We start from the raw sequence: 20889 nt of genomic DNA on the forward strand, positions 1-20889 counted from the left end.
TCCACCGAGCCGAGCACCCTGGCGGCACCCTTGACCGCGTAGAGCGAGCGGCGGGAATTGAACCCGCGTAAACGGCTTTGCAGACCGTTGCCTCAACCACTCAGCCACGCCCGCCTCGCACTGAATAGTGCCGTTTCGAGCCGAGCCCGCCCACCCTTGCGCTCACTCTGATTCGAAGTGGGTTCGCGCGTTCCGAGCCGGACCGGATGTGGCGGGATGGCGGGATGGTGGCCGTGCGCATGGAATGATCGGGTGCATGTCTCGGCCACGCCCACTCCCGCTGGACCCGATCGAGGAGGCCCATCGCCAGTGGGTCGACCACGGCTGGGGTGATGTCGCCGACGGAATGGCCGCCGTGACCTCTCTGGTGCGGGCCCAGCAAATCGTCATGGCCCGGGTCGACGAGGCTCTGAAACCGACCGGTCTGACCTTCTCGCGCTACGAACTCCTGATGTTGCTGAACTTCAGCAAAACCGGCGCTCTGCCGATGACCAAGGCGAGCGCCCGACTTCAAGTGCACCCGACAAGCGTGACGAATACCGTCGACCGGCTCGAAGCGGCGCGGCTCGTCGAGCGAGTGCCGCACCCCAGCGACCGTCGGGCAACATTGGTCGAAATCACCGACGCGGGAAGGGAATTGGTCGCCGAAGCGACCGCGGAGCTCAATGCGAAGGTGTTCGCGGTGCCCGGGCTGGAGCCGGATCGACTGCACACGTTGTTGCAGTTGCTCGCAGAATTCCGGCATGCCGCAGGCGACTTCGACACCGAAGGCGAACCGGCTCGCTGGACAGCCGCCGATCACTGACTTCCACACGGGAACTGGTCGGTCGATACCTGAACTCGACGACCGTCCGGTAACGGTCCGGCATCCAACTAGCGAATTACCAGCCCCGTCGTCTTGGCAGCGGCGCGGAAAAGGTCCACCATGGATCCATGGTGCTGGTCTTGGGGGTATCGGCGGGCGCTGGCGGCGCGCGCGCGATGCTGACGCATTCCGATCAGCCGCACCTCCCCCCGATCGATCGCTGCGAGGTGCCGCGACGCGCGGGCGGTGGCGTCGACGAACCCGTTTTCGAGGCGATTCGCCAGATGAGCGGATCCGCCGAGCACCGCGACGAGCTGATCACCGGAACCGCGGTGACCTGCCGCTGCCCGTTGCACGCCGAGTCCATCCGAGCCGCGGCGGGCCGCACCCGGCTCACCATCGTCGACGAACCGCTCGCCCAGCTGCGGTATCTGCGCTTCACCGGCCTGCTCCCCGACACCGGCTCGGTGATCCTCTACGACCTCGGCAGCTCCGGCCTGACCATCACGCACGCCGACTGCCGGACCGACACCATCCTGTCCAGCAAACGCAGCACCGTGCTCGGGGGCGACGGCTACGACGCACTGCTGCGCTGGCAATTGGCCCGCGGCAGCGTGCTCACCGACAAACTGACAAGCCGCAGACACCGCGAAGCCCTCAGCAGCGTCAGGGTGGTGACAGCCATGGACCCCACCACCGGCGGCCGAGCCGTTGTCACCCGCAGCGATCTCGCCGAACTGTGCGCGGCGAGCATCCATCATTCGGCGTCGTTCGTCCGTCAGCTCATCGAGGAAACCGGCGTGCACCCCGAGGCGATGGTCCTGCTCGGCGGCTGCACCCGCAACCCGAACATCCGCGAGGCGCTCGGCGACATGACCGACCTGCCGATCATCTACGACTCCGAACCCGAATACGTCTCCGCCCGGGGCGCCGTCCTGGTCGCCGCCGAACGCCCCACCGGCGACGTCCGCATGGCCCGAATCCGCACCGGCGCAACCCTGCCCACCCTCACCTCGGGCACCGTCGGCCGGAGAAAACTCATCGCCGCCGTGGCGGTCACCGTGGCACTCGGCGCCACCATCGCCGGATTGCTTGCCATGGACAAGAATTCGGCGCAGTCCCCGGGCGGGGGGACCGCGCCGACTCCGGTAGAGGTGGCGGGCATCCCGGCAACCCCCTTCGGCTGAGCCTCCGACACCGAGCGCAACCGGTCGTTGTGCCTGCTCCGAAAACCACGAGGCCCGGCCGAAGTGCTCGGCCGGGCCTCCCTCATCGGCTATGTCAGCGGTTGGTGAATTTCGCGGGGCGCTTCTCGACGAAGGCGGACATGCCTTCCTTCTGGTCCTCGATCGCGAAGAGCGAGTGGAAGACTCGACGTTCGAAGCGCAGGCCCTCGGCGAGGGTGGTTTCGAAGGAGCGGTTGACGGCTTCCTTGGCGATCATGGTGACCGGCAGCGACATCGAGGCGATGGTCTCGGCGACCTCGAGTGCGGTGTCGAGCAGGTCGGCGGCGGGCACGATGCGGGAAACCAGGCCGGCACGCTCGGCTTCCTCGGCATCCATATTGCGGCCCGTGAGCACCAGGTCCATGGCCTTGGCCTTGCCGACAGCGCGGGTCAGGCGCTGCGAGCCGCCGATACCAGGGATGACACCGAGCTTGATCTCCGGCTGGCCGAACTTGGCGTTGTCGGCGGCGAGCAGGATGTCGCAGATCATGGCCAGCTCACAGCCACCACCGAGCGCGTACCCCGCGACCGCGGCGATGGTGGGCTTGCGGAATGCGGCGAGCCGATCCCAGCGCGCGAAGTAGTCGTTCATGAACATGTCCATGTACGACTTGGGCTGCATCTCCTTGATGTCGGCGCCGGCCGCGAAGGCGCGCTCCGAGCCGGTGATGACGATGGCGCCGATCGCGTCGTCGTGCTCCAGCTCATCGAGCGCGGCGATGACATCGTCGAGGACCTGCGCGTTCAGCGCATTGAGCGCCTTGGGGCGGTTCAGCGTGATCCAGCCGACCCGGCCCTTGCGCTCCAGCAGAATCGTCTCGAAGTCCGGCCCTCCCGTCACCCGGCCTCCACCCCCCACGGAATCGCTTCGCGATGCGTCCATTTTTTCAGGCACCCTCTTGGTCGGATCGGTTACGGATATCGGTGACGATAGCCGAGAAGTCCTTTCCAGCCTCGGCCTGGTTGAACCGGGTGTAGATCTCGGCGGCGAGCATGCCGAGCCTGCCGTCGATGCCATTGTCGCGCAGGGCGTTCGCGGCGAGACCGAGGTCCTTGGTCATCAGCGCGGTGGCGAAACCGGGCTGGTAGTCGTTGTTGGCCGGGCTGGTCGGCACCGGGCCGGGGACCGGACAGTAGCTGGTCAGTGCCCAACTCTGGCCCGACGCGGTGGAGACGACGTCGAAGAACGACTGGTGGCTCAGGCCCAGCTTCTCACCGAGCACGAGCGCCTCGGACAGGCCGATCATCGAGATGCCGAGCAGCATGTTGTTGCAGATCTTCGCGGCCTGGCCGACACCGGGGCCTCCACAGTGCACGACCTTGCCGCCCATCACCTCGAGCACCGGCAGTGCGTCGGCGAAGTCCGCGGTGTCGCCGCCGACCATGAAGGTCAGCGTGCCCGCGGCAGCGCCTGCGACACCGCCGGACACCGGGGCGTCCAGTGCGCGATGACCCGCGCCGACGGCGAGCTCGGCCGCGGCCTTGGCGTCGGCGACATCGATGGTCGAGGAGTCGATGAACAGCGTGCCCGGTGCGGCGGCGGAGAGCAGATCCGCGTAGACATCGAGGACCAGTTTGCCGTTGGGCAGCATGGTGATCACCACATCGCGGTCGGCGGCCGCCGCGGCGGCGGTGTCCACCACGGTGGCGCCGTCCTTGCGCGCCTGCTCCTGCGCGGCGGGGACCGGGTCGAAGGCGATGACGTCGTAGCCCGCCCGCACCAGGTTGGCGGCCATGGGTCCGCCCATATGGCCGAGGCCGAGGAAGCCGATCTTCTTACTCACTGCTGTCCCTCCGGAATCGTCGAACCCAGTTCGTACTCGCCCAATTCGGCGAAGTACGCGTCGACCCGCGCCACCGTGACATCGGCGAGCGTCGCGGGCGACCACTGCGGGTTTCGGTCTTTGTCGATCACCTGCGCGCGGATGCCCTCGACCAGATCATGCGAGGCCAACGAGGCGACCGAAACGCGGTACTCCTCGTTCAGCACTGCCTCCAGGCTCGACGAGGCGCGGGCCGCGCGCAGTGAGCGCAGCGTAACCTTCAGTGCGACAGGTGATTTGCCGAGAATCTCGGCAGCAGCCGTGATCGCGGCAGGTGAATCGCTCGCCTGCAGACGGGCAACGATCTCCTCGACGGAGTCCGCGCTGTAGCAGGCATCGATCCAGTCCTGCTCGGCGAGCAACTCGGATTCCGGTGCGTCCGTGGCGAACTTGGCGATCGCGATCTCGGCCGTCTCCGAGCGCAGCGTCTCCAGCAGTGCCGGAATGTTTTCCGAGGGCACGTAGTAGTCGGCGAAGCCGGTGGCGATGGCATCGCCCGCGCTCATCCGTGCGGTGGTCAGCGCGACGTGCGTGCCGATCTCGCCGGGGGTGCGAGCCAAGAGGTAGGTGCCGCCCACGTCGGGGATGAAACCGATGCCGACCTCCGGCATGCCGATCTTGGAGCGTTCGGTGACGATGCGATGGCTGCCGTGGCCGGAAATACCGACGCCGCCGCCCATCACGATGCCGTCCATGACAACGACGTAGGGCTTGATGTAGCGGCCGATCAGCGCGTTGAGGATGTACTCGTCGCGCCAGAAGGCGGCCGTCGCGCTGGTGGCGGCGTCACCGCCGGCCTTCGCGTCGTGGTGGATGGCGACGATGTCGCCACCCGCGCACAGCCCGCGCTCCCCCGCGCCGGTGACGACGACGGTGCGCACCTCGTCGTCCTCGGCCCACTCGCGCAATGCGCGCGACATGGCAAGCGCCATCTCGTGATTCAGCGCATTGATGGCCTTGGGCCGGTTCAGCGTGATCAGGCCGAGGCCGTCGCGCTTGTCGATCAGGATGTCGGGTTCCGTTCCGGTCATGCCGCTCCTACCACCGAGCGGGCGACAACCACCCGCATGATTTCGTTCGTGCCCTCGAGAATCTGGTGCACCCGCAGATCGCGGACGATCTTCTCGACGCCGTATTCGGCCAGGTAGCCGTAGCCGCCGTGCAGCTGAAGCGCCCTATTGGCGACATCGAAACCGGCGTCGGTCGCGAATCGCTTGGCCATGGCGCACAACTCGACCTTGTCGTCGGCATCGGCGTCCAGTGCCGCCGCGGCACGCCACAGCAGAGTGCGGGCCGCCTCCAACGAGGTGCGCATATCCGCCAGCTCGAATTGCAGAGCGGTATTGTCCAGCAGCCGGGCGCCGAAGGCTTTGCGCTCGCCCAGGTAGGCGACCGCCTTGTCCAGTGCCGAGCGACCGCCGCCGAGCGAACAGGCGGCGATGTTCAAGCGTCCGCCGTTGAGCCCGTTCATGGCGATCCGGAAACCGTCGCCCTCCAGGCCGAGCCGATTCGCGGCGGGAACCCTGGCGGCGTCGAGGATCACCTGACGGGTGGGCTGTGCGTGCCAGCCCATCTTCTTCTCGTTGGCGCCGAAAGATACTCCCGGTGTGTCCGCGGGAACGATGAACGCCGAGATGCCCCGCGCACCCGCGTCGCCGGTGCGCGCCATCACGACGTACACGTCGGCGCTGCCCGCGCCGGAGATGAATTGCTTCACCCCGGTGAGCAGATAGTCGTCACCGTCACGAACGGCCTTGGTGCTCAAGGCCGCCGCGTCGGAGCCGGCGCCGGGCTCGGTCAGCGCATAGCTGCCGAGCCATTCCATCGAGGTGAGCCGGGGCAGCCAGCGGTGGCGCTGCAGCTCGTTGCCGTAACTGTCGATCATCCACGAAACCATGTTGTGGATGGAGATATAGGCGGCGATGGCCGGGCAGCCGGTGGAGAGCTGCTCGAAGATGCGGACGGCATCGAGCCTGCGCAGCCCGGAGCCGCCGACATCCTCGCCCACGTAGATGCCGCCCATGCCCAGCGAGCCCGCCTTGCGCACCACATCGACCGGGAAGTGTTTCTGCTCATCCCATTCGAGGGCGTTCGGGGCGAGTAGCTCGTCGGCAAAGGAGCGGGCGGTCTCGGAGATCGCCTTCTCGTCGTCGTCGAGTACGAACATGACCTCAGTCCATCGTCGGGATGACGAAGGCATTGCTCTCCTTGAGGCCGGAGGGCCAACGCTGCGTCACCGTCTTGGTCTTGGTGTAGAAGCGGATCGAATCGGGGCCGTGCTGGTTCAGGTCGCCGAAGCCGGAACGCTTCCAGCCGCCGAAGGTGTAGTAGGCGATCGGGACCGGGATCGGAACATTGATGCCGACCATGCCCACCTGGACGCGAGCGGCGAAATCGCGGGCGGTGTCGCCGTCGCGGGTGAAAATCGCTACGCCATTGCCGTATTCGTGCTCATCGGCCAGGCGCAGGCCCTCTTCGTAATCCTTGGCGCGCACCACGCTGACCACCGGACCGAAGATCTCTTCCTGATAGATCCGCATCTCCGGGGTGACCTTGTCGAACAGGGTGGCGCCGACGAAGTAGCCGTTCTCGCCGCCTTCCACCGTCAGCCCGCGGCCGTCGACGACCAGTTCCGCGCCCTCGTCGATGCCGATCTGGACGTAGTTGTTCACCCGGTTCACGCCGTCCTGGCCGACCAGCGGACCGAGGTCGGCGCCGGGATCATCGGAGCGACCGATGTTGAGCTTGTGCACCCGCTCGGTGAGCTTGGCGACCAGGCGATCCGCGGTCTCCTCGCCGACCGGCACGGCGACCGAGATGGCCATGCAGCGCTCGCCCGCGGAACCGTAGCCGGCGCCGATCAATTGGTCTGCGACATCGTCGAGGTCGGCGTCGGGCATCACGATCGCGTGGTTCTTCGCGCCGCCGAAGCACTGCGCGCGCTTGCCGTTCGCGGTCGCGGTTTCGTAGATGTACTGCGCGATCGGCGTAGAACCGACGAACCCTACGGCCTTGATCCTCGGATCGTGCAGCAGTGCGTCGACGGCTTCCTTGTCACCGTTGACCACGTTGAACACACCCGCGGGCAGGCCCGCCTCCAGGAACAACTCCGCCAGGCGCAGCGGCACCGAAGGATCGCGCTCGGAAGGCTTGAGCACGAACGCGTTTCCACACGCCAGCGCCGGACCGGCCTTCCACAGCGGGATCATGGCCGGGAAGTTGAACGGGGTGATGCCCGCGACGACACCGAGCGGCTGCCGCATCGAGTAGACGTCTATACCGGTGCCCGCGCCCTCGGTGTACTCACCCTTGAGCAGGTGCGGGATGCCGGTGGCGAATTCGATCACCTCTAGGCCGCGCTGAATATCACCCTTGGCGTCCGGGATGGTCTTGCCGTGCTCGCTCGACAGCAGCGCGGCCAGCGAATCCATCTCGTCCTGCACCAGCGTCAGGAACTTCATCAACACCCGCGCCCGCTTCTGCGGATTGAAGGCGGCCCACACCTGCTGCGCCTCGGCGGCGTCGGCGATGACCGCCTCGACCTCCGACTTGCTCGCCAGCGGCACCCGCGCCTGCACCGCTCCGATGTTCGGATCGAAGACATCGCCGAACCTGCCGGACGTGCCGGCGACATGCTGCCCGCCGATGAAGTGTGTGAGTTCGCGAACCATGCCAGTCCTCAGGTGTCGACAACGGCGGCGTGGAACTCCACGCTCGATTTACGGTCATCCTATAGTTGGATGTCCAAGTAAATCCACGGCGAGCGCGCAGATGTGGGATATACCACTCCACAAAAGCGCAGGTCAGGCAGAGAACGGCCAGCTCAGGGGCTTCAGAGCGAGCGGCCACACCGCAGGCGCGGGTGCGGTTCCAGTACATAAGGCCACCCACTGCACCGGCCGGCCGGATTACGCGAAGAGGCCTCCCGATGGATGAGCCGCTGCCGCAGCACTTCCGATCTCGAACATCCGCGCGATCGCCACACCGACCATCGTGCGAGCTACATGGCATTGTGACTGTCATCACCGTACGATTAGTTTGACGTCCTAGTATCGGGCGCCAAAAGAACTCGCCGGAGGACCACCGTGGCCGATAGCAGCGCGCTTCACACGCCCGCCAACCCCGTCCGACTCGTGACGTCCGCCGCCCTGTTCGACGGGCACGACGCGGCGATCAACATCATGCGGCGCATCCTGCAATCACAGGGCTCCGAGGTGATTCATCTCGGCCACAACCGGGCGGTGCACGAGGTCGTCGCCGCGGTGGTCGAGGAAGATGTGCAGGGCGTTGCGGTCAGCTCGTATCAGGGCGGCCACATCGAGTACTTCGAATACCTGGCCACCGCGCTACGCGAGGCCGGGGCGGGGCATGTGCGGATCTTCGGCGGCGGCGGCGGCGTGATCGTCCCCGAGGAGATCGCGCGGCTCGCCGAATCCGGCGTGACGATCTTCTCGCCAGAGGACGGACAGCGGCTCGGCCTGCCCGGCATGATCAACGAACTGGTCCGGCAGTGCGATGTCGACCTGTCGACCGACCGGCCTTCGATCGATGCGGTGCTCGCGGGCGAACGCACTGCGCTGGCCAGGGCCATCACCTGCCTGCAACAGGACAGCCTCGCTCCCGCCGATCGCGACGCGCTGACCGCGGCAGCAGCCGCGCGGACAGTACCGGTGCTGGGCATTACCGGCACGGGAGGCTCCGGAAAATCCTCTCTCACAGACGAATTGGTGCGACGACTGCGCTCGGATCAGCAAGACAAGGTCCGCGTCGCGATCCTCGCTGTCGATCCGACTCGGCGCCGCGGCGGTGGCGCACTGCTGGGCGATCGCATTCGGATGAACGCCTTGGACGGCGACCACATCTTCTTCCGGTCGCTGGCCACCCGCGGCAATCACGAACTGCCACAGAATATCGATGTGATCATCGCGGCCTGCCGAGCCGCCGGATACGACCTGGTGATTCTGGAGACGCCGGGCATCGGCCAGGGCGACGCCGGGATCGTCGACCACGTGGACGTGTCGATGTATGTGATGACACCGGAATTCGGCGCAGCCTCCCAGCTGGAGAAGATCGACATGCTGGACTACGCGGATGTGGTGGCGATCAACAAGTTCGAACGCCGCGGCGGCGCCGACGCACAGCGCGATGTCTCGCGCCAGCTGCTGCGCAATCGCGAGGCGTTCGGGGCGAGTCCGGACGAGATGCCGGTATTCGGCACCAGCGCAGCGACATTCAACGACGACGGTGTGACCGCCCTGTACCAGCACCTGACCGCGCGACTGGGCGAGCACGGCCTGCGGCTGGAACCCGGCACACTGCCCAGGGTCGAGACCCGCGCATCCACCCGCTTCGCCCAGATCATTCCGCCTGCCCGCGTCCGCTACCTCGCCGAGATCGCCGAGACAGTGCGCGCTTATCACGCCGACACCGATCGGCAGACGCGCGCCGCGCAACGGGTTCAGCGCTTCGAACAGGTGCTGGCGGAACTCCCCGACGACACAGCGGTCGCCGCCTTGCTCGATAACGCCCGTTCGGATCTGTCCCCCGAGAACACGGCTCTGCTCACCGACTGGCCCGCCGTCGCCGAAGGTTACCGCGGCGCGGAGCAGGTGGTACAGGTGCGCGATCGCGAGATCCGGACGCCGTTGCGCCGGGAATCACTGTCGGGAAGCAGCATTGCGCGGGTCGCGTTGCCGCGCTACACCGATCACGGCGAGCTGCTGCGCTTCCTGCGCTCGGAGAACCTGCCCGGCCGCTTCCCGTTCACCGCGGGCGTGTTCCCGTTCAAGCGCGACAACGAGGATCCGGCCCGGATGTTCGCGGGCGAGGGCGATCCGTTCCGCACCAATCGACGCTTCAAGGTGCTCTCCGAACATGCCGAGGCGACCCGCCTTTCCACCGCCTTCGATTCGGTGACTCTCTACGGTCGCGACCCCGACGAACGCCCCGACGTCTACGGCAAGGTCGGCACCTCGGGGGTGTCGATCGCCTCGGTCGACGATATGCGGGCCCTCTACGACGGATTCGATCTCACCGCACCGACCACCTCGGTGTCGATGACCATCAACGGACCCGCGCCGACCATCCTCGCCTACTTCCTCAACACGGCCATCGATCAAGCGCTGGCACGGTTCTCGGCCGCCGAGGGTCGCCGACCCACCGCCGGCGAGGCAGCCGATATCCGGGCGAGGACCCTTGCCACCGTGCGCGGCACGGTGCAGGCCGACATCCTCAAGGAAGACCAAGGCCAGAACACCTGCATCTTCTCCACCGAATTCAGCCTGCGCATGATGGCCGATATTCAGGAGTGGTTCGTGCGCAATGGCGTTCGCAACTTCTATTCGGTCTCGATCTCCGGGTATCACATCGCCGAGGCGGGCGCGAACCCGATCAGCCAGCTGGCGTTCACCCTCGCCAACGGCTTCACCTACGTGGAGGCCTACCTCGCGCGCGGCATGCGGATCGATGAGTTCGCGCCGAACCTGTCGTTCTTCTTCTCCAATGGCATGGACCCGGAGTATTCGGTGATCGGCCGTGTCGCACGGCGCATCTGGGCCGTGGCCATGCGTGACAAGTACGGCGCCGACGAACGCTCACAGAAGCTGAAGTATCACATTCAAACCTCGGGCCGCTCCCTGCACGCGCAGGAGATGAACTTCAACGACATCCGCACCACGCTGCAGGCCCTCATCGCCATCTACGACAACTGCAACAGCCTGCACACCAACGCCTACGACGAAGCGGTCACCACCCCCACCGAGGAATCGGTGCGCCGCGCGCTGGCCATCCAGCTGATCATCAATCGCGAGTGGGGCCTCGCGATGAACGAAAACCCGTTGCAGGGCAGCTTCATCATCGATGAACTCACCGACTTGGTCGAGGAGGCGGTGCTCACCGAGTTCGAGCGGATCAGCGAGCGCGGCGGCGTGCTCGGCGCGATGGAGACCGGCTACCAGCGCGGTCGCATCCAAGACGAATCCATGCTCTACGAGCGCCGTAAGCACGACGGCTCGCTGCCGATCGTCGGTGTCAATACCTTCCGCAATCCGCACGGCGAACCGCACCGTGAACTCGAACTCGCCCGCGGCACCGAAACGGAGAAGACCTCGCAACTGGATCGGGTCCGCGAATTCCAGCAGCGTCATCGCGACGAGGCCCACGACGCCCTGGCCCGCCTGGACGCCGTGGCCCGCACCGATGACAACATTTTCGAGGTCCTGATGGACGCGGCCCGGGTCTGCACACTGCAGCAGATCACCGACACCTTCTTCACCGTCGGCGGCCAATACCGCCGCAACGTCTAGAACCGTTCAGAAGATCCGCACCTCGGGGACCGACTCCATGAGTCGCGCCCATTCCGGATACTTCGCGACCTTGGCCTGGTGCAGCGCCATGATCTTGTCGCGCAGTTCGGGATCGGTGTCATCCGAAACATCCGGCCCGATCGCGATTTTCGCGAGGTGCGGGATGATCTGCGGATCACCGTCGAGGTGCACCGGGTCGTGCATATAACGCTCCAGTGCATCGAGATCCTCGATGCCTACGCAGTAGGCATGGGTGAACCCTTCGGCGCCATCCCCCAGGTTCTGTCCCACCGACGAGAACGACACCGACTCCACGGCGGCAGTCCGCTTCATCAGGGCGAGCACCGCTGCCCGATCCGCATCCGTGGCCTCGTCCCGGAATCCGAAACGCAACAGGTGAACGATCATGACCATCTCCTTACTTGAACCGACTAGTTCAAATTAATAAACGAACCAGTAGATGCACAAGTCTGAACCGACGAGTTCATTTCGGAGAGTGCGAGCGCTACTATGCAGGGGTGACGGGAGCAACGGCCGCGCGGGGCCGGATCGATAAGCGGGAGGCGATCCTGAATGCGGCGTTCACCGTCTTCGCCCGGCGCGGGTACGACAAGGCCTGTGTGCAGGAGATCGCCGACGAGGCGGGCGTCGCCAAACCGACCGTGTACAACCACCTCACCGACAAGGAGACGCTCTTTCGGCACGCCATCCTCGCGGCGGCCGACGCCGTGACGGCCGAAAACCTCGCCATCGTCGAACGATTGCGCGACCCGGGCGACGACCTGTCCGCGGCCCTCAGCGACACCGCGTATCGACTGCTCGAGGTGTGCGCGGCCGAGCGCGCCCGCGACCTGCGACGGCTCACCTACGCGCAGCACGCCAACCTGCCCGACCTGACGGCGACCGTGCTGGAACGCACTGCGCAGGGCGTGGCAGAGGCACTGGCCGACCGGCTGGCCCGACTGGCGCTGGCAGGCAGATTGCGCCCGTGCGACCCGACCGTCGCCGCCGAGCAACTGCTCGCACTGCTCACCGGTCCACTGGAGCGGCGCTCACAACTCGGTGCCCGAGACGTGCCGGACACCGAATTGCGTGCTGTCGCAGAAGCCGCCGTGCGCACCTTCATCGCGGCCTACGGCACCTGAGTACGCCAAAGCCGAGGCCATCATGCGCACTGTGCGGGCGACCTCACGCGCTGAGCCGGACGGCTACGGCGAGGTCTTCGACGCGCGCGCCAGCAGTACCGCGCCGACGATGAGAACTAGTGCGCCGACGGCCAATACCGAACCCGCCGCGCCGACTGCTCCGTCGGTTCCCTGCCATACCGCCTCCGCGGCGGATAGGGCAACCGCGACGCCGCCACCGATGACCAGAACGGCTGAGCGCTGCGCGGCATAGAACGCGAAGCAGGCGATGGCCACCACGGCGGTGAGCAGAGAGGCCGGGGTCAGATTGTGTTCCCCGGTCAGTTGAGCGCCGAGCAGGGAGATCAGGATCGCTACCGCGTAGCCGGCCCAGAGCTCGGCGAACGCGCCGATTCGGGTGAGCGCGAACCAGATTCCGCCGAGCCCGAACAAGCCGACGCCGATCCACGGCTCGTCGATGCCGAAGGCCACATCGAGCACCGCGGGGACCATGCAGGCACTGAAAACAGCGCAGGTGAGCAAGCCGGTCAGGGAAGCAAGCGCGAGGTAGCCGAGGATGGCCGCCAGTGTGCCCGCGACGCTCGCACCGACCCACCCGGCAGCGCTGTCACCGTTACCTATCCCGGTGCCCACCGTCACCGTCACCGCCCCCGCGGCAAGGGCGAACAGCACTGTCGCTAGCCGCAGCCGCGCGGCGCTTCCGTCGACCGCGTGGTGGAACAGCGCGGAAAATCCACCGGCCACGGCGATCCCACCGGCCGTGAGCCCGATCGCCACCACCGCGAAGGTGACGATCCGTGCGGCACGCGCCATGTCCTCCCACGACCCGGCGAGCACGAGCCCACCGCCGCCGAAGAGCAAGCCGGCACCGACATAAGCGGCGATCTCGGCGAACAGCTTGCCCGGCGGCCGATTGCCGGATTCCTCGGCAGCCAGCGCCACCGCGACCGCCTCCAGCTGGGCCGCGGTCAACACCCCCTCGTCGACGAGGCGCTGCAATGCTGCGGACGTCGGATGATCTCCTCGCACCCGGTGATTATCGCCCCCGCTCCCCCGGTGACATGTGACAATCGCCGGAGCGAACGGTCGACGTCGACGGGACGGGCACCATGGACCTCACGGGCATTCGCATCATCGATGCGCACATCCACCAGTGGGATCCGCTGGCGACGCCACGCGACTTCAGCGCCATGGCGCGACTGTTCAAGTATTTGCCGCTGCCGATCGAGATCGCGATCCGGCTCGCGCCGCGGCGGGACCGCGAATTCGTCGGCGATCCAACATTCTTCGCCCATCCCTACCTGCCGCCGGACTACCGCGCGGATGCGGAGGCGACGCCGGTCGAGGCGATCGTGCACATCGAGGTCGGGTGGTCGGGTGCGGGACCGCTGGCCGAAGCCGACGAAACCCGTTGGGTCGCAGGACTACCGTTCGGCGGCGCGAATCCCGCGCTCGGCGCGATCCTCGGCCACGCGAATCCCGCGGCACCGAATTTCGCCGAGCTGCTCGACGCGCATCGCGCCGCCTCTCCTCTGCTGCGCGGTATCCGCGCCATGGTCGCCCACCACCCCGACCGCGATGTGCGGTCGTTCACCAAGACCGAAAGCGCCCTCACCACGAAAGCATTCCTGGACGGCTTCGCCGCACTGGCAGAGCGCGGTCTCTGCTTCGAGGCGTGGGTATATTCGCACGCACTGCCGGATGTCACCGCGTTGGCCGCACGATATCCCGAGGTGCCCATCGTGCTGAACCATCTCGGCACTCCCGCAGGCATTTTCGGCGCCGTCGGCAAGCACACCGGCACGAATCCGAGCCTGCGCCGCGAACTGTTCATCCGCTGGCGCGACGATCTCACCGCGCTTGCCACGAATCCGAATGTGTTCGCGAAGGTCAGCGGACTGATGATGCCCGTCCTCGGCCATCAGGTCCCCCGTCGCGGTCACCCGACACCGGTTCCCGTACTCCTGGACCTGATCGCCCCACTGGTCGAACACGCGCTCGACGTCTTCGGCGCGGACCGACTCCTGTGGGGCTCCAATTTCCCGGTGGACAAACCGATTACAAGTATCGGCAATAGCACGCAGGTGATAGCCGCCGCGATCACCGGCCACGGCGGCGGCAGATCCGAACTCGAGCAGATCTTCCGAACCACCGCGCTACAGCTGTATCGAATCGATACCGCAACCTGAGTTCCCAACCCCAACGGGGAATCGGCCGTCACGGGGATCTTTGTGACGGCCGATTCAGTGGTGTCGTGGGTCAGGCGGGGTGGGGTGCGCCCAGCTGACATGGGCCGCGAAGGCGGAAAGATCCCGGACACCCGTGACCGATCCGAGCGCGGCCGGATCTGTGGGCAACGTGTCCTTGTGGACATTCCGGCGGCTCCGCAGACTTGTGCTCATGGAGTCGAGCGCGCAAGGCGCCGTCGTCGTGGCGATATCGGATGGCGTGCTGCTGCTCGATATCGCCGGGCCCGTCCAGGTTTTGCATTGGGCCGGGCACCACGTCCGGTTCGCCTCGCCGGACGGTCGGCCGGTCCGCACCGATGTGGGTGCGCCACTCGGCGTGGAGTGCGCGATCACCGATCTCGCCGGTGGTATCGACACCTTGATCGTGCCGGGATACGCGGCACACGAACGGGTTTCGCCCGCGCTCGTGCAGTCGGTGGGTGCGGTCGCCGAGGGCGTGCGGCGCATTGCTTCGGTGTGCACCGGAGCGTTCGTGCTGGCCGAAGCGGGGCTGCTCGACGGACACCGCGCGACCACCCATTGGTTGGCGTGTGCTGATCTCGCGCAACGCTTTCCGCATGTGGAGGTCGATCCGGACGCGATCTATGTGCGCGCCGGGCGGATCGTGACGTCGGCCGGGGTCACGGCCGGTATCGATATGGCGCTCGCACTGGTGGAGGAGGACCACGGCGCAGACCTGGCCCGATCCCTGGCCAAGCACCTTGTCGTCTTCCTGCGGCGTCCCGGTGGGCAATCGCAGTTCAGCGTCCGCAATAGCGTGGGCACGCCGCGGACGGACCGGCTGCGGCACGCGGTGGATTCGGTCGTGGCAGACCTGGCCGCCGACCACAGCCTGGCCGCGATGGCGACCCGCGCCGCTCTCAGCGAACGCCATCTGACCCGGCTGTTCCGCAAGGAGATCGGCATGTCGCCCGCGCAATATGTCAAGCACGTGAGGGTGGAGGCGGCTCGAGCATTGCTCGAATCGGGCGACGATGGTGTCGCCACTGTGGCGCGACACTGCGGATTCGGCTCCGAGGAGACGATGCGGCGCACATTCCTCGAACTGCTCGGTACCACGCCGACCGACTATCGCCGTCGATTCCGCTCGCACTGAATTCCACGATTCACCAAGGAGATGAGTATGTCGATGTCACGTCGTGCTGCGCTCGGCGCCGGTCTGGCCGGCACCACGATGGCACTGTCGGGGAAAATCGCTTCAGCACAGGAAGATTCGTTGGGTCTGCCGTCGACGCCATTGGCGGGCACAGCGAACGAGTTCATCGCTCGGACGCTGGCGCCGCACCTGCGCAATCACAGTGTGCGCGGATTCCTTTTCGGCCGGGCACTCGCGGCGCGGCAGGGTGTGCGACCCGGTGCGGACTACGACGAGGAATCGATGTTCCTGATCTGCGCGTTGCATGACATCGGATTGGCCGAGGTCGCCAATGGGAACCAACGGTTCGAGGTCGACGGCGCCGACTACGCCGCGATATTCCTCGAGGAGAACGGCGTCACCGACGCGCGAGTCGACACCGTCTGGGATGCCATCGCCGCGCATACCTCGGGCTTCAGCGACTCGCCGGTCTTCCGCCGTCGCCGTCCGGCAGAGGTGTGGATTGCCGTGGACGGCATCGGACTCGACGTCGGTGGCAGCCCCGCGGACCTGCCGCCGGGCTACGCCGATCGCGTGCACGCGGCCTACCCACGGCTCGGTGGCACCCGCGCACTCACCACGTCCATCGAAAACCAGGCACTTGCCAACCCCAGCAAGGCATTCCCCGCCACGCTGGCGGGCGAGATCGTCCATCAACGCCACCCCGACCTGCCCTACATGACCTGGGATTCGATTCTCGACTCGAGCGGCTGGCGGGACTAGCAGACAAGGGCACGATCTGGCAAACATCGAGCAATCCACACTCGTATGTCCCGCTCGTCGCGTGATCAGCTGGCCGATTGCCTGGTTGACCCCGGGCGGAGGCCGTACCGTGGATGGCATCGAGCACCGCGTCGACCGCGCCGAGGATTCCGGCCGTGTGACGCGGGGCGACGTGAGCTCGCAGGCCAAAGGAGGTCGCATGAGCGGGAACGCGATCGATCATGAGGTGGTCGTCGTCGGAGCCGGGTTCTCCGGGATCGGCGCGGCGATCAAGCTACGGGAGGCGGGGTTCGACGACTTCCTCATCGTGGATGAAGCCGATGGGGTCGGCGGGACGTGGCATTGGAACACCTACCCCGGTGTCGCCGTCGACATACCGTCGTTCAGCTACCAGTTCTCCTTCGATCAGCGGGCGACCTGGTCGCGGGTGTACGCGCCGGGGCGGGAACTGAAGGCGTACGCCGAATCGTGCGTGGACAAATACCAGCTGCGGTCCCGGATCCGGTTCGGCACCACGATTACCGATGCCGAGTTCGACGAAGACCTGCACTGCTGGCGATTGCGCACCGGGGACGGCACCGAGCTCACCGCACGCTTCCTCATCAGCGCGACCGGCGTGCTGACCAGGCCGAAGCTGCCCGATATCCCCGGCGTCGCCGACTTCGGCGGTGTCACTATGCACACCTCGCGCTGGGATCACGGGCAGGATCTGCGCGGCAAGCGTGTCGCGATTATCGGGACCGGCGCGTCCGCGGTCCAGGTGATCCCCGAGATCGCACCGGCGGTCGACCGACTGACGGTGTTTCAGCGCACCCCGATCTGGTGTTTGCCCAGACCGGATCTGCCGCTGCCCAAGCCGGTCCGGTTGGCGCTGCGCGTGCCGGGTGGACGGACGCTGACCCGGCTGGTCAGCCAGACCTACGTGGAGTTCACCTTCCCGATCTCGGCGCACTATTACGGCACGCTGCCGATGGCCAAGCTCGCCGAGCGGGCGGGGCTCGCGCGCCTGCGGCGCCAGGTCGCCGATCCGGCAGTCCGTGAAAAGCTCACGCCGCGTTACGCTCTCGGCTGCAAGCGGCCCGGCTTCTCCAACGACTACCTGGCCACCTTCAACCGCGACAATGTCACGCTGGAAACCGACCCGATCCAGGAGATCACCGCCACCGGGGTCCGCACGTCGAGCCGCACCGAGTACCCCGCGGACGTGCTCATTCTGGCGACCGGCTTCAAGGTGATGGAATCCGGCAATATGCCGACTTACGATCTGCGCGGCGTCGGCGGCCGCGATCTCGAAAAGTGGTGGGACGACAACAGATTGCAGGCCTACGAGGGCGTCAGCGTGCCCGGCTTTCCGAATTTCTTCTCCATCATCGGACCCTACGGCTACAACGGCTCGTCGTACTTCGCACTGATCGAGTATCAGGTCAGGCACATCCTGCGCTGCCTGCGAGCGGCCCGTGCGGCCAACGCCACCCTGGTGGAGGTCACCGAGGCCGCCAACGACCGCTTCTTCCGGGAAATGCTGGCGCGCCGCGACGGCCAGGTCTTCTGGCAGGACAGCTGCGCGCTGTCCAACAGCTATTACTTCGACGCGCACGGCGACGTCCCGCTGCGTCCGTCCACCACCGTCGAGGCTGCCTGGCGCAGCGGCCACTTCGACCTCGCCGACTACCGATTCGCCACGAGTAGCAGGTAGGTCGAGCTGCGGCTCGGCGGGCGCAACCGACCCATCGATAGCCGACAGGATCGGGCCCTGTCCGGCTGCGATCACTGCCTTGACAATTCGCAGGCGATTTCTATCCGAGGCCTCGACCCCCGCAGCGGCCAGTGGGTCTGTCATGGGACGGGCGCATGCGAGGGCACGGACTGCCCGAGCAGCCCGCACTTGTCGGTGCCGGTCGCTACCCTCTGCCGCATGAAAGCAACCGGCACTTTTTCCGTCGCGTCCTTCGTCCCTACCGATGTCGTGCCCGACCCGGCGATCACCACCGCGCTCCCGGTCGGCATCGCACACATCCAGAAGGAATTCGAGGGTGAGATCAAGGGGCGCTCGGCAACGTTGTTCACCTCCGCGTTCGACCAGGCCACCGGTGTCGGTACCTACGTTGCGATGGAGTCTTTCGAAGGCACGCTGAACGGCGCCGCGGGGGCATTCAACTTCGCCCACTCGGCAACCACACTCGGGACCGACCGCGGGGCCGAGTTCTTCATCATCGTCCCCACCAGCGGCACCGGCGACCTGGCGGGCATCAAAGGCACCGGCGGCCTGACCGTGGACGAAGACGGCACCCACCACCTCTGGTTCGACTACGAGCTCGGCTGAGACACCCTGCCGCCACGGTGACCGCTGGGCGCTCTGCTCGCGCAGCGGTCAACTCGCGCGGTCTATTCGATCGGCGAGCACAGCGCGGGCCGTGGCGAGAGAGGGGCCGTACCAGGTGAGTGCGCGACCTTCGACCAAGGCCACGGGGATGCCGGGGAAGGCGTCGGGGCCGTCGGTTTCGGTGAAGACGTACGGCTCGTCGGGGAGGACGGCCAGGTCGATGTCCGCGGTCAGTTCGTTGTCGGTGAGGCGTGGATAGCGGTCGGGGCGATCGGCGTGCACCAGGTTCAGGCCGAGGCGACGGGCGAGGTCGCCGGTGAAGGTGTTGCGGCCGACCACCATCCACGGGTTGCGCCAGATCGGGATCACGGCGTTGTGGGTGGGCGCGGGTGGCATTGCGGCCCAGGAGGTTTCGGCCTCGGTGAGCCATGTCGGCACCGCAGCGCCGAGAGCAACGGTGAACAGCCTGGTCAGCGAGGTGATGGCCGCAGGCACCGTCTCGATCCTGGTGACCCACACCGGGATTCCGGCGCTGCGCAGGCGTTCGACGTCGATGCGGCGGTTCTCCTCCTGATTACACAGCACCAAGTCGGGAGCCAGTTCGACAATGCGGCGAACGTTCGGGTTCTTGGTTCCTCGGACACGCTCGACATCCAGATCGACTGGATGACTGCACCAATCAGTCGCCGCGACAAGGGTTTCCGGGCAGGTGACTGCCATCGCCTCGGTCAGCGAGGGCACCAGGGACACAACCCGCCGTACCCGCCCGGCGAGCACGACTTCGACCCCGAGGTCGTCCGCGACCGACATCATCGAAGCACCGCCCGCCACCGAAAAAACGCCAGGCTGTCCACGCCCGAGGACACCGAACCACCGCCGGCCGCCACCCGATCGCGCTCTGGTTGTCCGCCCGAGATCACCGAACCACCCTCTGGCACCCCATCGCGCCCAGGCTGTCCATACCCATGGCCACCGCCCCATCGCGCCCGGGCGTCCACGCCCGCGATCACCGCCACCGAACCGGATGCGCCACGGCATGATTCGCTGCCGGTCCGCCTGTCGATACTCATCTCACGATCCGACGACAGAGCTCGCGAAGCTGCTCCGGTGGCACCGCGGGGAGCACACTGCCCGCTCCGAGCACGAGCAGGTAGAGGATCTGTGCGATGTCGTGTGCATCGGTCTCCGCGTATCCGGACTCCCTCAGCAGAGTCCGCAGGAAACCGAGCCGGGCGTTGTCTACGCGTTGTTTGGCCGCGGCGGCGATCGGGTCGTTGAGCGCCCATGCCCGCACGGCCATTTCTATGTTGGCCGGCTCATCGTCTTCGAGCACCAAGTCGATCAGCAGCTCGAGCCGGCCGCGTCCATCGAGCCGCTCGGCCGCCCTCACCTCGCGCAGGTAGCGGGTGGTGTGCATTTCCTCGAAGTAGGCGAGCAGCGCGGTCTTATAGCCGGACATGCCCGAAAAGTGATGGTAGAACGACCCGGTGCTGAGCCCGGTCGCCGCGACCAACTTGTCGATCGTGAGGCCCGTCGGCCCCGCCGTGCCGAGGATCACCAACCCTGATTCCAACCATGAACTCTTGCCTGCCACATCACCAGCCTATAACATAACTTTTGTTCTGTTCGGGAAAGCAACCCGAGTTTCCGCGCTTATGGAGGTCGCGATGACCGCGATAACAACCTCGTCCGCATCGAGCAGCACCACTTCCGCACGATGGGCCGCACCCGTCCATTTCACCGGCGCCGCACTGCTCGGCACGATCGGCCTCGCGCACCTGCTCGTGGTGCATGCCTTCGGCGGTGCGGATACGCCGGCAGAGGAAGCGATCAACGAACTGTCCGCGAGTACAACGACGAGCGTGATCGAGGGTGGCCGACAGCTCAGCGTGTTCGACCTGAATACCGGCTACAGCGTCGGAATGGGGCTGCTCGGCATGCTTTTCGGGCTGGTGGTGATCTCCGCCGTCCGCGCCGCCCCACCATTGATCGCCCGCTGGTCAGTGTTCAACGGCGTCTGCGTCGTCGCGGCAGCAGGCGTCCTCTGGATCGCCCTGCTGTATTTCCCTGAACCGGTGATCGTGATATCCGGCCTGGCAACCCTGTGCTTCGCCGCGGTGTTCGTGGCCGGGAGCCGCAGCGTTCGGTCGCGGTGA

General features: G+C 66.5%; 19 protein-coding genes and 1 tRNA gene. 10 read left to right on the forward strand and 10 right to left on the reverse strand.

The features are described 5' to 3' along the window. Positions 1-42: 42 nt before the first annotated feature. Positions 43-114 (reverse strand) — tRNA-Cys (locus tag ACFU4Z_RS00180). Positions 115-256: 142 nt separating this feature from the next. On the opposite strand from ACFU4Z_RS00180, the gene ACFU4Z_RS00185 reads away from it, so the two are divergent. Beyond that, positions 257-805 (forward strand): MarR family winged helix-turn-helix transcriptional regulator, encoded by a 549-nt coding sequence (locus tag ACFU4Z_RS00185; protein ID WP_379058094.1) that lies wholly within the window; start codon positions 257-259, stop codon positions 803-805. Positions 806-933: 128 nt separating this feature from the next. After that, positions 934-1992, forward strand: coding sequence for an Hsp70 family protein (locus tag ACFU4Z_RS00190; protein WP_379058097.1), 1059 nt, complete (start codon positions 934-936; stop codon positions 1990-1992). Positions 1993-2086: 94 nt separating this feature from the next. On the opposite strand, the gene ACFU4Z_RS00195 is transcribed toward ACFU4Z_RS00190, so the two are convergent. From ACFU4Z_RS00195 to ACFU4Z_RS00215, 5 genes are read right to left on the reverse strand one after another with little or no spacing between them, the layout of a single operon-like run. Next, entirely contained in the window at positions 2087-2872 is a 786-nt protein-coding gene (locus ACFU4Z_RS00195) for an enoyl-CoA hydratase (protein WP_328409811.1), read from the reverse strand. A gap of 46 nt (positions 2873-2918) precedes the next feature. Continuing rightward, complete coding sequence (gene mmsB / locus ACFU4Z_RS00200; protein WP_379058101.1) at positions 2919-3815, reverse strand: 3-hydroxyisobutyrate dehydrogenase; 897 nt, start codon at positions 3813-3815, stop codon at positions 2919-2921. Further along, positions 3812-4885, reverse strand: a complete 1074-nt coding sequence (locus tag ACFU4Z_RS00205) for an enoyl-CoA hydratase/isomerase family protein (RefSeq protein WP_379058104.1) — start codon at positions 4883-4885, stop codon at positions 3812-3814. Before ACFU4Z_RS00205 ends, mmsB begins: the two co-directional genes overlap by 4 nt. Further along, positions 4882-6021 (reverse strand): acyl-CoA dehydrogenase family protein, encoded by a 1140-nt coding sequence (locus ACFU4Z_RS00210; protein WP_379058106.1) that lies wholly within the window; start codon positions 6019-6021, stop codon positions 4882-4884. The genes ACFU4Z_RS00205 and ACFU4Z_RS00210 overlap by 4 nt, the downstream gene beginning before the upstream one ends. Positions 6022-6025: 4 nt before the next feature. Beyond that, a complete protein-coding gene (locus ACFU4Z_RS00215; protein ID WP_379058108.1) occupies positions 6026-7525 on the reverse strand; it encodes a CoA-acylating methylmalonate-semialdehyde dehydrogenase in 1500 nt (499 codons plus the stop codon). Between the two features lie 414 nt (positions 7526-7939). Here ACFU4Z_RS00215 and icmF point away from each other — a divergent pair, with 414 nt between their 5' ends. Next, positions 7940-11158 (forward strand): fused isobutyryl-CoA mutase/GTPase IcmF, encoded by a 3219-nt coding sequence (gene icmF, locus ACFU4Z_RS00220; protein ID WP_379058111.1) that lies wholly within the window; start codon positions 7940-7942, stop codon positions 11156-11158. Positions 11159-11164: 6 nt separating this feature from the next. Here the strand turns inward: icmF and ACFU4Z_RS00225 are convergent, their stop codons facing one another. Beyond that, positions 11165-11566, reverse strand: a complete 402-nt coding sequence (locus ACFU4Z_RS00225) for a Dabb family protein (RefSeq protein WP_379058114.1) — start codon at positions 11564-11566, stop codon at positions 11165-11167. Between the two features lie 110 nt (positions 11567-11676). Between ACFU4Z_RS00225 and ACFU4Z_RS00230 the strand changes: the two genes are divergently transcribed. Then, a complete protein-coding gene (locus tag ACFU4Z_RS00230) occupies positions 11677-12303 on the forward strand; it encodes a TetR/AcrR family transcriptional regulator (protein ID WP_379058116.1) in 627 nt (208 codons plus the stop codon). A 63-nt stretch (positions 12304-12366) separates the two neighbouring features. Here ACFU4Z_RS00230 and ACFU4Z_RS00235 read toward each other — a convergent pair whose 3' ends face one another. Continuing rightward, positions 12367-13332, reverse strand: coding sequence for a hypothetical protein (locus ACFU4Z_RS00235; RefSeq protein WP_379058119.1), 966 nt, complete (start codon positions 13330-13332; stop codon positions 12367-12369). Between the two features lie 80 nt (positions 13333-13412). On the opposite strand from ACFU4Z_RS00235, the gene ACFU4Z_RS00240 reads away from it, so the two are divergent. The 5 genes from ACFU4Z_RS00240 to ACFU4Z_RS00260 all read left to right on the forward strand — a co-directional run bounded on the left by ACFU4Z_RS00240 (position 13413) and on the right by ACFU4Z_RS00260 (position 18733). Continuing rightward, positions 13413-14492, forward strand: a complete 1080-nt coding sequence (locus ACFU4Z_RS00240) for an amidohydrolase family protein (RefSeq protein ID WP_379058122.1) — start codon at positions 13413-13415, stop codon at positions 14490-14492. A 211-nt stretch (positions 14493-14703) separates the two neighbouring features. After that, on the forward strand, positions 14704-15648 hold the full coding sequence (locus ACFU4Z_RS00245; RefSeq protein ID WP_379058125.1) for a GlxA family transcriptional regulator: 945 nt from the start codon (positions 14704-14706) through the stop codon (positions 15646-15648). 27 nt (positions 15649-15675) lie between these two features. After that, a complete protein-coding gene (locus tag ACFU4Z_RS00250) occupies positions 15676-16410 on the forward strand; it encodes an HD domain-containing protein (RefSeq protein ID WP_379058128.1) in 735 nt (244 codons plus the stop codon). A gap of 199 nt (positions 16411-16609) precedes the next feature. Continuing rightward, the gene (locus ACFU4Z_RS00255) at positions 16610-18106 is read left to right on the forward strand and encodes a flavin-containing monooxygenase (protein ID WP_379058131.1); all 1497 of its coding nucleotides are present in this window, start codon (positions 16610-16612) and stop codon (positions 18104-18106) included. 219 nt (positions 18107-18325) lie between these two features. After that, positions 18326-18733, forward strand: coding sequence for a DUF3224 domain-containing protein (locus tag ACFU4Z_RS00260; protein WP_379058134.1), 408 nt, complete (start codon positions 18326-18328; stop codon positions 18731-18733). A 48-nt stretch (positions 18734-18781) separates the two neighbouring features. On the opposite strand, the gene ACFU4Z_RS00265 is transcribed toward ACFU4Z_RS00260, so the two are convergent. Further along, positions 18782-19546 carry a helical backbone metal receptor gene (locus ACFU4Z_RS00265; RefSeq protein ID WP_379058137.1) on the reverse strand — a complete coding sequence of 255 codons (765 nt, stop codon included), beginning with the start codon at positions 19544-19546 and terminating at the stop codon, positions 18782-18784. A 253-nt stretch (positions 19547-19799) separates the two neighbouring features. Then, on the reverse strand, positions 19800-20327 hold the full coding sequence (locus tag ACFU4Z_RS00270) for a TetR/AcrR family transcriptional regulator (RefSeq protein WP_379058139.1): 528 nt from the start codon (positions 20325-20327) through the stop codon (positions 19800-19802). 73 nt (positions 20328-20400) lie between these two features. Between ACFU4Z_RS00270 and ACFU4Z_RS00275 the strand changes: the two genes are divergently transcribed. Then, the gene (locus ACFU4Z_RS00275; protein WP_379058142.1) at positions 20401-20889 is read left to right on the forward strand and encodes a hypothetical protein; all 489 of its coding nucleotides are present in this window, start codon (positions 20401-20403) and stop codon (positions 20887-20889) included.

Source organism: Nocardia sp. NPDC057440 (genome assembly GCF_042802915.1).
Taxonomy (GTDB): domain Bacteria; phylum Actinomycetota; class Actinomycetes; order Mycobacteriales; family Mycobacteriaceae; genus Nocardia.

What these genes read in the sequence shown, in the direction of transcription:
- ACFU4Z_RS00275 (WP_379058142.1), top strand. Translation starts at nt 20,401, where the DNA reads ATGACCGCGATAACAACCTCGTCCGCATCGAGCAGCACCACTTCCGCA.
- ACFU4Z_RS00185 (WP_379058094.1), top strand. Translation starts at nt 257, where the DNA reads ATGTCTCGGCCACGCCCACTCCCGCTGGACCCGATCGAGGAGGCCCAT.
- ACFU4Z_RS00210 (WP_379058106.1), bottom strand. Translation starts at nt 6,021, where the DNA reads ATGTTCGTACTCGACGACGACGAGAAGGCGATCTCCGAGACCGCCCGC.
- ACFU4Z_RS00250 (WP_379058128.1), top strand. Translation starts at nt 15,676, where the DNA reads ATGTCGATGTCACGTCGTGCTGCGCTCGGCGCCGGTCTGGCCGGCACC.
- ACFU4Z_RS00225 (WP_379058114.1), bottom strand. Translation starts at nt 11,566, where the DNA reads ATGATCGTTCACCTGTTGCGTTTCGGATTCCGGGACGAGGCCACGGAT.
- ACFU4Z_RS00205 (WP_379058104.1), bottom strand. Translation starts at nt 4,885, where the DNA reads ATGACCGGAACGGAACCCGACATCCTGATCGACAAGCGCGACGGCCTC.
- ACFU4Z_RS00190 (WP_379058097.1), top strand. Translation starts at nt 934, where the DNA reads ATGGTGCTGGTCTTGGGGGTATCGGCGGGCGCTGGCGGCGCGCGCGCG.
- ACFU4Z_RS00240 (WP_379058122.1), top strand. Translation starts at nt 13,413, where the DNA reads ATGGACCTCACGGGCATTCGCATCATCGATGCGCACATCCACCAGTGG.
- ACFU4Z_RS00255 (WP_379058131.1), top strand. Translation starts at nt 16,610, where the DNA reads ATGAGCGGGAACGCGATCGATCATGAGGTGGTCGTCGTCGGAGCCGGG.
- ACFU4Z_RS00215 (WP_379058108.1), bottom strand. Translation starts at nt 7,525, where the DNA reads ATGGTTCGCGAACTCACACACTTCATCGGCGGGCAGCATGTCGCCGGC.
- ACFU4Z_RS00265 (WP_379058137.1), bottom strand. Translation starts at nt 19,546, where the DNA reads ATGATGTCGGTCGCGGACGACCTCGGGGTCGAAGTCGTGCTCGCCGGG.
- ACFU4Z_RS00245 (WP_379058125.1), top strand. Translation starts at nt 14,704, where the DNA reads ATGGAGTCGAGCGCGCAAGGCGCCGTCGTCGTGGCGATATCGGATGGC.
- ACFU4Z_RS00260 (WP_379058134.1), top strand. Translation starts at nt 18,326, where the DNA reads ATGAAAGCAACCGGCACTTTTTCCGTCGCGTCCTTCGTCCCTACCGAT.